The sequence below is a fragment of the Azospirillum picis genome (assembly GCF_017876115.1).
Lineage (GTDB): Bacteria > Pseudomonadota > Alphaproteobacteria > Azospirillales > Azospirillaceae > Azospirillum > Azospirillum picis.
The window spans coordinates 68,095-84,001 of sequence record NZ_JAGINO010000016.1 but is presented as its reverse complement, the minus strand read 5'-3'; the positions used below and the strand labels follow the sequence as shown (position 1 = coordinate 84,001).

The following is a 15,907-nucleotide window of genomic DNA, read 5'->3' as shown; positions in this document are numbered from 1 at the left end:
CCCCCACGCCGGAATCCCGCTGCGGAGCAGTCCTCCGCCCTCTCAGCCGGGTGCGGGGGCCGCCGCCGCCCATCCGCCACAGCTCTGGCCAAGCCCGCCCCCTGTTTCGGGACGGGCTTCATCCGCAAGCTATCGGCTCGGCGGGCTCCTGACAACCGCCAAGCACGCCTAATGGCTGCCGACGGAACTCTGCGAGGTGCAAGCCCAGATTGTCGAGCCACACCACGGTCGGATTGGGTGACAATTCCGCGGAACTTGCCTGTGGTCGCGAACAATGTCACACTTGTACCCATGACAAATTGGACTCCGTCCCTGGAAGGCCGACCCGGTCCGCTCTACCGGGTGATCGCCGATGCGCTCGCCGACGACATCGCCGACGGCACCCTGCCGGTGGGCAGCCGCCTGCCGACCCACCGCGACCTTGCCTTCCGCCTGGGCGTGACGGTTGGCACGGTGACCCGTGCCTATGCCGAGGCGGAAAAGCGCGGGCTGATCGGCGGCGAGGTCGGGCGCGGCACTTTCGTCCAGGGGCAGCGTCCGCCGCCGGCGCCGCTGCCGATCACCTGGCCGCCGGCCGGCGGGAACACCGCCGACGCCGTCGTCAACATGACCACGGTCCATCCCGAGCATGCGGTGGCGGTTCAGACCTTCGGCCAGACGCTGATCGACATCGCAGCATCGGGCCGCGCAGCCACCCTGATCGGCTATGGCCCGCATGCCGGCCTGCCGGAGCATCGGGCCGCGATCGCCGCGTGGCTGGAGCGCCAGCACCGGGTGAGGACCGGGCCCGACTCGGTGCTGCTGACCAACGGGGCGCAGAATGCGCTGGCGGTGGCCTTTGGAGCGGTGGCGCGGCCGGGCGACGTCATCCTGGCGGAGCGGCTGACCAACATCGGCACCAAGGCGTTGGCCGCCACCCAAGGGTACCACTTGGAAGGCGTGCCGATCGACGAGCATGGGCTGGTGCCCGCCGCCTTCGACAGCGCCTGCCGCCGGCTGGGACCGAAGGCGGCCTATCTGGTGCCGACGCTGCAGAACCCGACAGCCGTCGTGATGCCGACCGCGAGGCGCCGCGAGATCATCGAGATCGCGCGCCGGTACGGCGTGGTGCTGATCGAGGACGACGTGTTCGGCTTCATGGTACCCGACGCCGAACCGATCCACGGCATGGCGCCGGACATCACGCTCTACGTGTCCAGCGTGTCCAAGAGCCTTGCCGCCGGCCTGCGGCTGGGCTTCATCGTCGCCCCGCCGGAGCTGCGCTCCCGCGCCGAGGCCACCATCCGGGCGCTGCAATATTCCGCCCCGGCGCTTCCGGCCGAGGTGGCGGCACGCTGGATCCAGGACGGCACCGCCGACCGCATCGTCGCCACCCAGCGGGAGGAGGATCTGGCCCGCCAGCGTCTGGCCCGGTCGATCCTGCCGGCCGATGCGGTCTGCGGCCATCCAGCCGCCCAGCATCTCTGGCTGGTGCTGCCCGAACCCTGGCGGCGGGAGGATTTCATCGCCGAGGCCCGGCGGCGCGGCGTGATCGTCACCGGCGCCGACGCCTTCGCCGTCGGCCGCGCCAGCGCCCCGCATGCCGTGCGCCTGGGCCTGTGCATGCCGCGCGGCCGCGACGAGGCCGCCCGCGGGCTCCGCGCCCTGGCCGACGCCCTCGATGCCCCGGCAGCGGCGATGCTGTCGATCGTCTGATACCAGTGGTCATTGATGATGACCGCTGGTATCCGCGCCGACTGGCGCGGCGGTGGCACATGCCGCCGAAGCTATTGATCCTGACAAGTCAGGTTCAAAAGCCGTTGGTATGAGGCCGGCACCGGAAAGAAAGGGGCCGGGCGGCATCGCCGCCCGGCCCAGTGTTCCCCGCCCGGGAGGCGGGGACGGACGCAGTCGAGGGAGGAAGCCTGCGTCGGTCGGGAACGGTCAGCGCTCCGTCCGCACCCGCGCCACCGCCTCGCGCCATCCGCCATAGAGGCGGTCGCGCTTGGCCCGGTCCATGTGGGGGTCGAAGCGGCGCTCGCTTCGCCAGGCCTCCGATACAGCATCCAGCCCGTCGAACACGCCGACGCGCAGCGCCGCCAGGCAGGCGGCACCTAGCGCCGTGGTCTCGATCACCTTCGGCCGCTCGACCGGCATGTCCAGGAGGTCGGCGAGGAACTGGCACAGCCAGTCGTTGGCGGACATGCCGCCGTCGACACGCAGCGCGTTGATGGTCCCGCCCCAGTCGCCGGCCATCGCCTCCATCAGGTCGCGGGTCTGGTAGGCCACCGCCTCCAGCGCCGCGCGGGCGATGTGGGCCGGACCGACATCAAGCGTCATGCCGAAGATCGCGGCGCGGGCATGCGAATCCCAATGCGGCGCGCCCAGCCCGACGAAGGCCGGAACGAAGTAGACGCCGTGGCTGTCCGGAACGCGCGTTGCCATGTCGTCGGTCTGGCTGGCATGGGTGATGACACCCAGCCCGTCGCGCAGCCACTTGATGGCGGCGCCCGCCACGAAGATCGAGCCTTCCTGCGCATAGGCGGGCCGTCCGTCCAGACGGTAGGCGATGGTGGTCAGCAGCCGGTTCTTGGACACCACCGGCGTGTCGCCGGTGTTGATCAGCGCGAAGCAGCCGGTGCCGTAGGTGGACTTCGCCATGCCCGGCGTCAGGCAGGCCTGCCCGAAGGCGGCGGCCTGCTGGTCGCCGGCGACGCCGGCGATCGGGACGGGACGCCCGAGCAGCTCGGGATCGGTCGCGCCGAAATCGTCGGAACTGTCCAGCACCCGCGGCAGCATGGCGCGCGGCACCCGGAACAGGCCGAGCAGCTCGTCGTCCCAGTCCTGGGCATGGATGTCGAACAGCATCGTGCGCGACGCGTTGGTGGCGTCGGTCGCGTGCACCCGGCGGCCGGTCAGGTGGTAGATCAGGAAACTGTCGATGGTGCCGAAGCACAGCTCGCCCCGCTCAGCCCGTGCGCGGGCACCCGGCACGTTGTCGAGGATCCAGGCGATCTTGGTGGCGGAGAAATAGGCGTCGATCAGCAGTCCGGTCTTGGACCGCACCAGCTCGGCATTGCCCGCCGCCACCAGGTCCCGGCAAAGGGCCGCGGTGCGGCGGTCCTGCCAGACGATGGCGCGGTGGATCGGCTCCCCGGTGGCGCGGTCCCACACCACGGCGGTTTCGCGCTGGTTGGTGATGCCGATCGCGGCGATGGCGGAGACGTCGATCCCGGACTTCTCCACCGCCTCGCGCGCCACGGTGCGGACGTCGCGCAGGATGTCGGCGGGATCATGCTCCACCCAGCCGTCGCCGGGATAATGCTGCGGGAATTCGCGCCGCGCCTCCACCAGCGGAGTCCCCCGGCCATCGAACAGGATCGCCCGGGACGAGGTGGTGCCCTGGTCGATGGCGAGGATATGGCCGGCCTTGCTCATGGTGCGTGTTCCCCGTGAATGTTCCGGTCTCGCGCCTGCCTCGCTTTCCCCCAAGCCATGCCCGGCACCAGGTGACGCGATCGGCAGCCGCCGAGCAAAAAGAGGGGGCGGCGGCGAACCGCCGCCCCAGGGTCACCCCCGGCGCAACCAGGACAGGTGCCGGCAGGATGAGCCCCCTACCGCGCCCGCGTTCAGCGGGCGCGGCCTTCCTTCCAGGCCTTGAGCAGGTCGTCGTAGGCGACCGTCTCGCCCTTGGGCTTCTCGTTGTCGAGCTTGGGCTTCGGCGCGCCGGGCTTGTCGAACCAGACCTTGGCGTCCTCGGCCTTGTTCAGCTTGGGCGCGCACTCGCCGCCGATGTTGGCGCGCTCCATGCGGGCCAGCACCTGCTCCATCTGCTCGGCCAGGTTGTCCATCGCCTGCTGCGGGGTGCGCTCGCCGGTGACCGCCTCGGCGATGTTCTGCCACCACAACGGGGCCAGCTTCGGATAGTCGGGCACGTTGGTGCCGGTCGGCGACCAGGCGACGCGGGCCGGGCTGCGGTAGAACTCGACGAGGCCGCCGAGCTTCGGCGCCGCTGCGGTCATCGGCTCCGACTGGATGTCGCTCTCGCGGATCGGGGTCAGGCCGACCAGCGTCTTCTTCAGCGACGCCGTCTTCGACACGGTGAATTGGGCGTAGAGCCAGGCAGCCTTGCGGCGCTCCGCCGGGGTGGACTTCAGCAGCGTCCAGGAACCGACGTCCTGGTAGCCGAGCTTCATGCCCTCCTCCCAGTAGGGGCCGTGCGGCGACGGGGCCATGCGCCACTTCGGCGTGCCGTCGGCGTTGACCACCGGCAGGCCCGGCTTGGTCATGTCGGCAGTGAAGGCGGTGTACCAGAAGATCTGCTGGGCGACGTTGCCCTGCGCCGGGACCGGGCCGGATTCGGAGAAGGTCATGCCGGCCGCCTCCGGCGGCGCGTATTTCTTCAGCCAGTCGATGTACTTGACTAGCGAGTAGACGGCCGCCGGGCCGTTGGTGTCGCCGCCGCGCTTGACCGAGGCGCCGGCCGGTCGGCAGCCCTCGACGCGGATGCCCCACTCGTCCACCGGCTTGCCGTTGGGCAGGCCCTTGTCGCCGGCACCGGCCATCGACAGCCAGGCGTCGGTGAAGCGCCAGCCGAGCGACGGGTCCTTCTTGCCGTAGTCCATGTGGCCGTAGACGCGCACGCCGTCGATTTCCTTCACGTCGTTGGTGAAGAACTCGGCGATGTCCTCGTAGGCCGACCAGTTCTGCGGCACGCCCAGGTCGTAGCCGTACTTGGCCTTGAACTTCTCCTTCAGGTCGGGACGGGCGAACCAGTCGGCACGGAACCAGTAGAGGTTGGCGAACTGCTGGTCGGGAAGCTGGTAGAGCTTGCCGTCCGGGCCGGTGGTGAAACTGGTGCCGATGAAGTCCTTGACGTCCAGCGTCGGCAGGGTGACGTCCTTGCCCTCGCCGCTCATGAAGTCGGACAGCGCTATGGCCTGGCCATAGCGGAAATGGGTGCCGATCAGGTCGCTGTCGTTGACGTAGGCGTCATAGACGTTGCGGCCCGACTGCATCTGGGTCTGCAGCTTCTCGATGACGTCGCCTTCCTGGATCAGGTCGTGCTTGAGCTTGATCCCGGTCAGGTCGCTGAACAGCTTGGCCAGCGTCTTCGATTCGAATTCGTGGGTCGTCAGCGTCTCGGAGACGACGTTGATCTCCATGCCCTTGTAGGGCTCGGCCGCCTTGACGAACCATTCCAGCTCCTTCATCTGCTCGTCCTTGGAGAGCGTGGAGGGCTGCAGTTCCTCGATGATGCGCTTGGCTACGGCTTCCTGGTCCGGCGTCATCGCCGCCGACGGCGCCGCCGACGCCATGGCCATCACCACACCGATGCCGCCGGCCATCACCGCGCCGGTCAGCCGGCGCCGCAGGGGCAGGTTGTTGAGTGACGTGTTCTTGAGCATGATTCCTCCCATTCTGGATCCTGCCATTCTGGATCCTGTTGGTGTCGAGACTTCGCCGTTTCTGCGCGACCGAATGTCAGGCGTTTGTCCGCCTTCCGCGTCCCCTTCCGTTGTCCCCTCCCCCTCAGCCGAACCGGATCACGACCGCGGTCCAGACCAGCGAGACCGCCAGGGCTCCCCACAGCGACAGGTCCGTTGTGGCGAGCCAGCCCAGATGGATGAAGGCGCTGCCCAGCAGGCCGATGAACAGGCGGTCGCCGCGCGTCGTGCGCATCGGCAGGAACCCCTTGGCCTCCACCGTCGGCGACACCACCTCCCACGCCGTCATCGCGGCCAGCATCAGGGCGATGCAGAGGAAGAAGATCGCCGTCGGCGTGGTCCACGCCATCCAGTCCATGTCCATGGCAAGGCCCCTGTCAGACGCGGCCCAGGGCGAAGCCCTTGGCGATGTAGTTGCGGACGAACCAGATCACGAGCGCGCCGGGCAGGATCGTCAGCACGCCGGCGGCGGCCAGCAGGCCCCAGTCCATGCCCGACGCGCTGACGGTGCGGGTCATGGTGGCGGCGATCGGCTTGGCGTCGACCGAGGTCAGCGTGCGGGCCAGCAGCAGCTCCACCCAACTGAACATGAAGCAGAAGAAGGCGGTGACGCCGATCCCGGCGCGGATCATCGGCATGAAGACCGTGGTGAAGAAGCGCGGGAAGCTGTAGCCGTCGATGTAGGCCATCTCGTCGATCTCGCGCGGCACGCCCGACATGAAGCCTTCCAGGATCCACACCGCCAGCGGCACGTTGAACAGGCAGTGGGCGAGCGCCACGGCGATGTGCGTGTCGAACAGCCCGACCGTCTGGTAGAGCTGGAAGAAGGGCAGCAGGAACACCGCGGGCGGCGCCATCTTGTTGGTCAGCAGCCAGAAGAAGACGTGCTTGTCGCCGATGAAGCGGTAGCGCGAGAAGGCGTAGGCCGCCGGCAGCGCCACCGACAGCGAGATGATCGTGTTCAGCGTCACATAGTAGATCGAGTTGATGTAGCCGCTGTACCAGCTCGGGTCGGTGAAGATGACGGCGTAGTTGCGCAGCGTCGGATTGTGCGGGTACAGCGTCAGCCCCGACAGGATCTCCTCGTTCGTCTTGAAGGACATGTTGACCATCCAGTAGATGGGCAGCATGAGGAAGACGACGTAGCAGACCAGCACGACCGTCCTGCCCGACACCCGCGCCGAGGAGCGGCGGATGTTGGCCGGCGCCGCCAGCGAACCGGGAGCGAGAACCGCGGCCTTGCTCATTTCCTCTCTCCCTCGCCTGTGCGGGTGATGATCGTGTAGAAGACGAAGCTGAACAGCAGCACGATCAGGAAGTAGACGATGGAGAAGGCTGCCGCCTTGCCGATGTCGAACTGACCCACCGCCATCTGCGTCAGGTACTGGCTGAGGAAGGTGGTGGAGTTGCCGGGGCCGCCGCCGGTCAGCACAAAGGGCTCGGTGTAGATCATGAAGCTGTCCATGAAGCGCAGCAGCACCGCGATGATCAGGACGCCGCGCATCTTCGGAAGCTGGATGTAGCGGAACACCGCCCATTTCGAGGCGCCGTCGATCTTGGCCGCCTGGTAGAAGGCCGGCGGGATCGACTGCAGGCCGGCGTAGCACAGCAGCGCCACCAGGCTGGTCCAGTGCCAGACGTCCATCACCAGGACGGTGATCCAGGCGTGGGCCGAATTGCTGGTGTAGTTGTAGTCGATGCCGATGGCGCGGAAGGTGGCGCCGAGCAGGCCGATGTCGCCGCGCCCGAAGATCTGCCAGATGGTGCCGACCACGTTGAAGGGGATCAGCAGCGGCAGGGCCAGCAGCACCAGCGTCAACGACGTCCTGGCGCTGCGGCCACCGGGCATGCCGAGCGCGATCAGGATGCCGAGAGGAATCTCGATCAGCAGCACCGCCAGCGAGTAGATGATCTGGCGGACCAGCGCATCGTGCAGCCGGTCGTCCGCCAGCACCGCCTCGAACCATTCGGTGCCGACGAAGAAGGTCTGGCCGGGGCCGAAGATCTCCTGCACCGAATAGTTGACCACCGTCATCAGCGGCACCACGGCGCTGAAGGCGACGATCAGAAAGACCGGGATGATCAGGAACCAAGCCCGGTTGTCCTGGACCTTGTCCATGGCGATGGGTCCTCAGTTGACCAGATGGCTGTCGCGGTAGAGCTTGGTCCACCGGCCGGGGAAGCGGACGGCGGCGTCGAGCGCCGGGACTTCCTGCTCCTCGTTCAGCCGGGCCTTCAGCGTGTGGCTGCCGAGCCGGACGGTCGCCAGCCTGGAGGTGCCGAGGTCGTCGACGCCGGTGACCTGCACCGGGACCGCTCCGGCGCCGCCGGCGCGGGTCAGCTCCAGGAACTCCGGGCGGATGCCCAACTCGAAGCGCCCCGCCGCCCTGCCCTCCACCGCCGGCACGGTGCGCTCGGGCAGCGGGATGGCGATGCCGTCGACCAGCGCGTGGTCGCCGCCCAGCGTGCAGGGCATCAGGTTGATGCCGGGGCTGCCGATGAAGTAGCCGACGAAGGTGTGCAGCGGATTCTCGAACAGCTCCTGCGGGGTGCCGAGCTGGACCATGGCGCCCTCGTACATCACCGCGACCTTGTCGGCGAAGGTCAGCGCCTCCACCTGGTCGTGGGTCACGTAGATCATGGTCAGGCGGTAGTCCTCGTGGATCTGGCGCAGCTTGCGGCGCAGGATCCACTTGGTGTGCGGGTCGATGACGGTCAGCGGCTCGTCGAACAGGATGGCCGCGACGTCCGAGCGCACCAGCCCGCGGCCCATCGAGATCTTCTGCTTGGCGTCGGGCGTCAGGCGCTGGGCGCGTTTCTTCAGGTCCGCGGTCAGGTCGAGCGCCTCGGCCACCTGCCGCACCCGGCGGTCGACGTCGGCGGCCGGAACCTTGCGGTTGCGCAGCGGGAAGGCCAGGTTCTCGTACACCGTCATCGTGTCGTAGATGACCGGGAACTGGAACACCTGGGCGATGTTGCGCTCCTCCGGCGTGCAGCGGGTGACGTCCAGCCCGTCGAACAGCACCCGCCCCTCGCTGGGCACCAGCAGGCCGGAGATGATGTTCAGCAGCGTGGACTTGCCGCAGCCCGAGGGCCCGAGCAGCGCATAGGCCTTGCCGTCCTCCCACTCCTGCGACAGGCGGCGCAGCGCGTAATCCTCGGGCTTGCCGGGATGCGGGTGGTAGGAGTGGCCGAGATTGTCGAACTGGATGGTCGCCATCGCTTCCGCCCTCACGCGATGTTGCGCAGCGCGCGGCGCCGCCAATTGGGTGCCGCCACCAGCCGGCCGGCGGCGGAGAAGACGAAGATGCGGTCGGGATCGGCGTAGACCTCGATGTCGCTGCCGATCGGGTGGCTGTGCACCCCCTCCTCGCGTGCGATCAGGGTGGTGCCGCCATGGCGCAGGTGGATGAAGGTCTCCGACCCGCTGATCTCCGACAGCTCGACCCGGCCGCGGATCGGCACCAGCCGCTCGCTGCGGCGCAGCACCGTCAGGTGGTTGGCGCGGATGCCGACGCGGCAGGGGCCGGCCGGCAGGTTGCGGTCGTGGGCCGACAGCGGCAGGCTGGTGCCGTCGGTCAGCGCCACCCGGTCGTTGGTCAGGATGGCATCCACCACATTCATCGGCGGGTCGCTGAACACCTCGGCGCAGTCCAGCGAGGCCGGGGCATGGAACACCTCGCCCGTCGGGCCGGTCTGCAGCATCCGCCCCTCGTGCAGCACGGTGACGTTGCCGCCGAGGATCAGCGCCTCCTGCGGCTCGGTGGTGGCGTAGACGACGGTGGTCCTGCCATCGGCGAAGATGTCGCGCAGCTCGGCGCGCAGCTCCTCGCGCAGCTTGTAGTCCAGGTTGACCAGCGGCTCGTCCAGCAGCAGCAGGCCGGCGCCCTTCACCAGCGCCCGCGCGATGGCGCAGCGCTGCTGCTGGCCACCCGACAGCTCGGCCGGCAGCCGCGCCAGATAGGGCTCGATCCGCAGCATGGCGGCGGTGCGGCGCACCTTGGCGTCGATCTCGGCCTTGTCCTTGCCCTGGCGGCGCAGCGGCGAGGCGATGTTCTCGTACACCGTCATCGCCGGATAGTTGATGAACTGCTGGTAGACCATCGCCACGTCGCGGTGGCGGACGGACTGGCCGGTGACGTCCTTGCCGTTCTCCAGCACGCGCCCGGCGCTCGGGGCGTCCAGGCCCGCCATCAGCCGCATCAGCGTCGTCTTGCCGGCCAGCGTCCGGCCAAGCAGCACGTTGAAGCTGCCCGGCTGAAGCTCCAGCGACAGGGGGTGGAGATGCTGCTCCGCGCCGACGCGCTTCGCCGCGCCTTCAAGTCTGAGTGTCACCGCAGCCCTCCCATCGACCGGCGGCCGGCCTGCACGTCGCTTGTGGCTTGGCGGCGGTCGGGGGACCGGTCGCGGCGGCGGTCCTCGAACCAGCCGCCGATGGCCTGCCGGGCCGCCGCGTCCAGATGCAGCCCGAGCTTGGAGCGCCGCCACAGGAAGTCGTCGCCGGACAGCGCGAATTCCTCCCGCGCGGCATAGTCCAGTTCGGCCTCGTACACGCCGCCGCCGAAGTCCCGGCCGAGGTCGGCGAGCCCCTGCGCGCCGCCGAGCAGGCCCTCGACCCGCGTGCCGTAGGCGCGCGCCAGCCGCAGCGCCGTCGCATCGGGCAACCAGGGCCGGCCGCGCTTGAACTGGTCGAGGAAGCGCGCGAAATCGGCCTCGGGGATGTTGCCGCCGGGCAGCGGGAAATCGGCGGTCCAGTTCCCCCCGCTCTTGCCGAGCGCGCCGCCCAGCTTGTCGACCGCCTCCTCCGCCAAGCGGCGGAAGGTGGTGATCTTGCCGCCGAAGATCGACAGCATCGGCGCTTCGCCGGCCGGCTCGTCCATCTCCAGCACATAGTCGCGGGTGACGGCGGAGGCGTTGCCGCTGGCGTCGTCGAACAGCGGCCGGACGCCGCTGTAGGTCCACACCACGTCGCTCTCGCGCACCGGCGCCTTGAAATAGCGCGAGACCGCCCGGCAGATGTAGGTGATCTCCTCCGGGCTGATGGCGACTGCGGCGGGGTCGCCGGAATAATCGAGATCGGTCGTGCCGATCAGCGTGAAGTCGCGCTCGTACGGAATGGCGAAGACGATGCGGCGGTCGTCGTTCTGGAAGATGTAGGCGTGGTCGCCCTCGTAGATCTTCGGCACCACGATGTGGCTGCCCTTCACCAGCCGCACCGACTTGTCGACCTTGACGCCGGTACGCCGCGTGATGACGTCGCGCACCCAGGGGCCGGCCGCGTTCACCAGGGCGCGGGCACGGACGGCACGGACGGCGCCGCTGTCGCTGTCGCTGTCGACCAGGGTCGCTTCCCACAGCCCGCCGCGGCGGACCGCCCTGTCGCAGCGGGTCCGCGTCAGGATCTCCGCCCCGCGCTCGCGCGCATCCATGGCGTTCAGCACGACCAGCCGGCTGTCCTCGACCCAGCAGTCGGAATATTCGAAGGCCTTGGTGAAGCCGCCAGCCAGCGGCCGGCCGGCCGGCGCGGTGGTCAGGTCGACACCGTGCGACGCCGGCAGCAGCTTTCGCTTTCCCAGATGGTCGTAAAGGAAAAGGCCGATGCGCACCATCCAGGCCGGACGCATGCTGCTGTCGTGCGGCAGGACGAAGCGCAGCGGCCAGATGATGTGCGGCGCGGCGCGCAGCAGCACCTCGCGCTCCTGCAGCGCCTCGCGCACCAGCCGGAACTCGTAGTATTCGAGGTAGCGCAGGCCGCCATGGATCAGCTTGGTGCTGGCCGACGAGGTGGCGCCGGCCAGATCACCCTGCTCGCACAGCACCACGGACATGCCGCGCCCGACGGCGTCGCGGGCGATCCCCGCGCCGTTCACGCCGCCGCCGACGACCAGAAGATCGACGATCGGGTGATCGGCAGCCTCTGCGCCGGCCCCTGCGCTGGTGGCGTTTGCCATGACTTCCTCGAGTTCCTCTGCCCATCGCGCCGGTCGCTTTCGAAACCTGACGCTTTCGGTTCGGAACATACGGTGTTCGTTTGCGATTGAAAAGGAAAATGTTTGTTCTGCTGATGATGTATGAAGGCTACGCCGGAACGCAGAGCTTTCCCATAGGAAAATAGGCGAGGCCGGCCGGTCGGCCGGCCGGCTTTCCGATGGGTGTCGGCGCCATGATCCGGCCGGATTTTCGCAAACGCCACCCGCCCCATCCTTGGGGCATCGATGTTCCGTAACAATTAAGCTTGTCCGCCAAACAATCTTGCGGCTAGCTTACCCCGCGGACGCGGCACCGGTTCCGCTGGCGTCCATTTTCGCTTTGCTCCATTCCGCACTTCTGATCCACTCGCCCCGCCCTTCCCAAACCCCGCCCGCCGGAGACAGCCCCCATATGGACGCGCGCCTGGACGCCGAACGCCGCCAGCAGGAGATCGTTGCCCTGGTCCATGCCAAAGGCATGGTGCAGATCCAGTGGCTGGCCGAGCATTTCGACGTCACGCCGCAGACCATCCGCCGCGATATCGAACATCTGGCCGCCCAATCGGCGGTGCGCCGGTTCCGCGGCGGCGTCACCGTCCCGTCCAGCGTCGAGAACATCGCCTATTCCACCCGCCAGACCCTGATGGCGGAAGAAAAGCGCCGCATCGCCGAACTGGTCGCCCGGCACGTGCCCGAGGACGCCTCGCTGTTCCTGAACATCGGCACGACGACGGAGGCGGTGGCCCAGGCGCTGACCGGCCACAAGCGGCTGCGGGTGCTGACCAACAACCTCAACGTCGCCACCGTCCTGCACAAGAGCACCAATTTCGCGCTGTCGATCGCCGGCGGCCAGGTGCGCGAACGTGACGGCGGCATCATCGGCGAGGCGACGGTCGAGTTCATCCGCCGCTACAAGGTCGACATCGGCATCATCGGCATCAGCGGCATCGACGCCGAGGGCGACCTGCTCGATTACGACGAGCAGGAGGTGCGCGTCGCCCGCGCCATCATCGAGAGCTCGCGGCGCGTCTTCCTGGTCACCGACCACACCAAGTTCGGCCGCAACGCGATGATCCGCATGGCGCATGTCAGCGTGCTGGACGCGCTGTTCACCGACCGCCTGCCGTCCGCGGAGCTGATGGAGGTGCTGAGCACCGCCGACTGCCAGGTCCATGTCGCCGACGGCAGCGAACCCGCCAGCGGCGACGCCGAGGACGTCGACGAGTAAGACGGCGACGAATAGGACGGGAGACACCCCCCGGCATTCCGGAAACACCTTCAAAGGCACGCCCCTGCCGGCCCCCGCGATCCCGCTTGCCGAACCGCCGCCGCACCTCCACTCTGTGATGTTGGGCCTTGCGTAACCATCGGCCCTACCAAACAGACCAGACAGGTGCGTGGTGATCATCGAAAGCGATCTCAAGCTCGACTTCAAGGATGTGCTGATCCGGCCGAAGCGCAGCACGCTGCAGAGCCGCAACGACGTGGACGTCAACCGGACCTTCACCTTCCTGCACACCAAGCGCGACTGGACCGGCTTCCCGCTGATCGCCGCCAACATGGACGTCACCGGCACCATGTCGATGGCGCGCGCGCTCGCCCGCTTCGGTGCCATGAGCGCGCTGCACAAGCATTACCGGGCCGACGACCTGATCGCCTTCTTCCGGGCGGAGGACGAGTCGGTGACGCTCGACAACGTCTTCTATTCGATGGGCACCACCGATGCCGACCACGAGAAGTTCAAGGCGGTGAAGGCCCAGGCGCCGGTCGGCAAGATCTGCCTCGACGTCGCCAACGGCTACACCGAACGCTTCGTCGAGATCATCGCCCGCATGCGCGACGAGAATCCCGACAGCGTCATCATGGCCGGCAATGTCGTTACCGGCGACATGACCGAGGCGCTGCTGCTGGCCGGGGCCGACATCGTCAAGGTGGGCATCGGGCCGGGATCGGTGTGCACCACCCGCAAGATGACCGGGGTCGGCTACCCGCAGCTCTCCGCCATCATCGAATGCGCCGACGCCGCCCACGGGCTGAAGGGCCAGGTCTGCGGCGACGGCGGCTGCACCGTGCCGGGCGACATCTCCAAGGCCTACGGTGCCGGCGCCGACTTCGTGATGCTCGGCGGCATGCTGGCCGGCCATGACGAGTGCGAGGGCGACATCCGCTTCGAGGAGCGGGACGGTGAGCGGGTGCCGGTCGCCATGACCTTCTACGGCATGTCGTCGGACACGGCGATGAAGAGGTATGCCGGCGGCGTGGCGTCCTATCGCGCCTCGGAGGGCAAGACGGTGGAGGTTCCCTACCGCGGCCCGGTCGAGGGCACGATGCAGGAAATGATGGGCGGCGTCCGCAGCATGATGACCTACATCGGCGCCACCCGGCTGAAGGAGGTGCCGAAGCGCACGACCTTCGTGCGGGTCGGCGCCCAGCTCAACACCGTCTTCGGCGGCTGATCCGCCAGCGCCACCCCGGAGCCCCGTATCCGATTCCCGTGTCCGATTCTTGTCCTTTGATCCCGTTCCGTTCTATTGCTTGTGTGGCTGCGAATCGGGATCAGGGGATCGAGGACAGGAATGGACGGGGCAGAGGTGATCCGCGCCCAGTTGCCGACCCTGCCGGACACGCCCGGCGTCTACCGGATGCTGGCGGCCGACGGGTCGGTCCTTTATGTCGGCAAGGCGAAGAACCTGAAGCGCCGGGTGGCCAGCTACACCCGGACCGACGGGCTGCCCAACCGCACGCGCCGCATGGTGGCGCTGACCCGCGCCATGGAATTCGTCACCACCCACACCGAGGCCGAGGCGCTGCTGCTGGAAGCCAACCTGATCCGCAGCCTGCTGCCGCCCTTCAACATCCTGGTCAAGGACGAGCGTTCCTTCTCCTACATCGTCATCGGCAAAGGCCAGGGCGGCAAAGGCCAGGGCGGCAAAGGTCATGACTTTCCCCGCCTGATGCAGCACCGCGGCAGCGCCGACCGCCGTGGCGGTGGCGGGAAGGGCAACCGTCGGGACTCCGACCTGTTCGGCCCCTATGCCTCGCCGCATCTGGTCGCCATCACCATCTCGACGCTGCAGCGGGCCTTCCAGCTTCGGACCTGCGACGACGGCGTGTTCGCCTCGCGCACCCGGCCCTGCCTGCAGTACCAGATCAAGCGCTGCTCCGCCCCCTGCGTCGGGCGGGTGGGCGAGGAGGAGTATGCCGAGCAGGTGCAGGGCGTGCGCGACGTGCTGTCCGGCCGCAGCGCCGAGGTCCAGGCCGCCTTCGCCCGCCGCATGACCGACAGCTCCGACCGGCTGGAATATGAGGACGCCGCCCGCTGGCGCGACCGCATCCGCGCCCTGACCGCACTGCAGAGCCGCCAGGACATCAACCTGGAAGGCACGCTCGGCGACGCCGACGTGCTGGCCCTGCACCGCGAGGGGGCGGCGGCCTGCGTCCAGGCCTTCTTCTTCCGCGGCGGCCGCAACCAGGGCACCCGCGCCTTCTTCCCACGGGTGGACGCGGACGAGGAGCCCGGCGCCATCCTCGCCGCCTTCGCCGCCCAGCTCTACGCCGACATGCCGCCGCCCGCCCTGCTGCTGCTGAGCGAGCCGGCGACGGCGCCGGACCTGCTTGCCGAAGCCCTGAGCCTGACCGCGGGCCGGCGGGTGACGGTGGAATGCCCGAAACGCGGCCCCAAGCAGCGCGCGGTGGAGCATGCGCTGACCAACGCCCGCGACGCGCTCGGCCGGCGGCTGGCCGAGCGCTCGACCCAGGAAACGCTGCTGGCGGGAGTGGCGCGCCTCTTCGCCCTGCCGGCTTCGCCGAAGCGCATCGAGATCTACGACACCTCCCACATCCAGGGCGCCTTCCCGGTCGGTGCCATGGTGGTCGCCGGACCCGAGGGATTCCAGCGCAACGCCTACCGCCGCTTCCACATCCGCGATCCGGAGGCCGCGGGTAACGATTACGCCATGCTGCGCGAGACCTTCACCCGCCGCTTCGCCCGCGCCCGCACCGACGACCCGGACCGCAGCGCCGGATTGTGGCCGGACCTCATCCTCATCGACGGCGGGCTGGGACAGCTCAACGCGGTGCGCGACGAACTGGCGATGCTGAGGATCACCGACATCCCGCTCGTCGCCATCGCCAAGGGTCCCGACCGCAATGCCGGGCGCGAGCGCCTGTTCCGGCCCGGTCAGCCGCCACTCAGCCTGCCGCCCAACGATCCGGTCCTGCATTTCCTGCAGCGGCTGCGCGACGAGGCGCACCGCACCGCCATCGACGGCCACCGTGCCCGGCGGATGAAGGCGATGTCCCACACCCGTATCGACGGCATTCCCGGCATCGGCCCGACCCGGAAGAAGGCCCTGCTCCATCATTTCGGCAGTGCCGCCGCGGTGGCGTCGGCCGGCCTGAAGGATCTTGAGGCCACGCCGGGCATCAGCGCCGCCATCGCCCAGAAGCTGTACGAGTATTTCCACGGGTGATCCCGATCCCGTGAGCGACACATCCAGGGTGGACAACCCC

The 15,907-nt window shown here is 68.6% G+C and carries 12 protein-coding genes; 4 read left to right on the top strand and 8 right to left on the bottom strand.

The window, feature by feature from the left end; translation table 11 throughout:
* Positions 1-291: 291 nt before the first annotated feature.
* Positions 292-1,695 carry an aminotransferase-like domain-containing protein gene (locus tag J2850_RS20150; RefSeq protein WP_209985322.1) on the top strand — a complete coding sequence of 468 codons (1,404 nt, stop codon included), beginning with the start codon at positions 292-294 and terminating at the stop codon, positions 1,693-1,695.
* A gap of 228 nt (positions 1,696-1,923) precedes the next feature.
* Here the strand turns inward: J2850_RS20150 and glpK are convergent, their stop codons facing one another.
* The 8 genes from glpK to glpD all read right to left on the bottom strand — a co-directional run bounded on the left by glpK (position 1,924) and on the right by glpD (position 11,377).
* Positions 1,924-3,417, bottom strand: a complete 1,494-nt coding sequence (glpK, locus tag J2850_RS20145; RefSeq protein WP_209985319.1) for a glycerol kinase GlpK — start codon at positions 3,415-3,417, stop codon at positions 1,924-1,926.
* A gap of 191 nt (positions 3,418-3,608) precedes the next feature.
* A complete protein-coding gene (locus J2850_RS20140) occupies positions 3,609-5,387 on the bottom strand; it encodes an ABC transporter substrate-binding protein (RefSeq protein ID WP_370878956.1) in 1,779 nt (592 codons plus the stop codon).
* A gap of 124 nt (positions 5,388-5,511) precedes the next feature.
* On the bottom strand, positions 5,512-5,790 hold the full coding sequence (locus tag J2850_RS20135) for a DUF2160 domain-containing protein (RefSeq protein ID WP_246513269.1): 279 nt from the start codon (positions 5,788-5,790) through the stop codon (positions 5,512-5,514).
* Between the two features lie 13 nt (positions 5,791-5,803).
* Positions 5,804-6,673, bottom strand: a complete 870-nt coding sequence (locus J2850_RS20130; RefSeq protein ID WP_209985314.1) for a carbohydrate ABC transporter permease — start codon at positions 6,671-6,673, stop codon at positions 5,804-5,806.
* Positions 6,670-7,545 carry a carbohydrate ABC transporter permease gene (locus J2850_RS20125; RefSeq protein WP_209985311.1) on the bottom strand — a complete coding sequence of 292 codons (876 nt, stop codon included), beginning with the start codon at positions 7,543-7,545 and terminating at the stop codon, positions 6,670-6,672. Before J2850_RS20125 ends, J2850_RS20130 begins: the two co-directional genes overlap by 4 nt.
* 12 nt (positions 7,546-7,557) lie before the next feature.
* Complete coding sequence (locus tag J2850_RS20120) at positions 7,558-8,646, bottom strand: ABC transporter ATP-binding protein (protein WP_209985307.1); 1,089 nt, start codon at positions 8,644-8,646, stop codon at positions 7,558-7,560.
* Positions 8,647-8,657: 11 nt separating this feature from the next.
* Positions 8,658-9,761, bottom strand: a complete 1,104-nt coding sequence (locus tag J2850_RS20115) for an ABC transporter ATP-binding protein (protein ID WP_209985304.1) — start codon at positions 9,759-9,761, stop codon at positions 8,658-8,660.
* Positions 9,758-11,377 carry a glycerol-3-phosphate dehydrogenase gene (gene glpD, locus J2850_RS20110; protein ID WP_209985301.1) on the bottom strand — a complete coding sequence of 540 codons (1,620 nt, stop codon included), beginning with the start codon at positions 11,375-11,377 and terminating at the stop codon, positions 9,758-9,760. The genes J2850_RS20115 and glpD overlap by 4 nt, the downstream gene beginning before the upstream one ends.
* 430 nt (positions 11,378-11,807) lie before the next feature.
* On the opposite strand from glpD, the gene J2850_RS20105 reads away from it, so the two are divergent.
* The 3 genes from J2850_RS20105 (at position 11,808) to uvrC (ending at position 15,867) form a co-directional block, all read left to right on the top strand.
* Positions 11,808-12,623: a DeoR family transcriptional regulator gene (locus tag J2850_RS20105; RefSeq protein ID WP_281415001.1), complete on the top strand. Its 816-nt coding sequence runs from the start codon at positions 11,808-11,810 to the stop codon at positions 12,621-12,623.
* A gap of 169 nt (positions 12,624-12,792) precedes the next feature.
* Positions 12,793-13,851 carry a GMP reductase gene (locus J2850_RS20100; protein ID WP_307354495.1) on the top strand — a complete coding sequence of 353 codons (1,059 nt, stop codon included), beginning with the start codon at positions 12,793-12,795 and terminating at the stop codon, positions 13,849-13,851.
* Positions 13,852-13,971: 120 nt separating this feature from the next.
* Positions 13,972-15,867 carry an excinuclease ABC subunit UvrC gene (gene uvrC / locus J2850_RS20095; RefSeq protein WP_209985299.1) on the top strand — a complete coding sequence of 632 codons (1,896 nt, stop codon included), beginning with the start codon at positions 13,972-13,974 and terminating at the stop codon, positions 15,865-15,867.
* Positions 15,868-15,907: the final 40 nt, after the last annotated feature.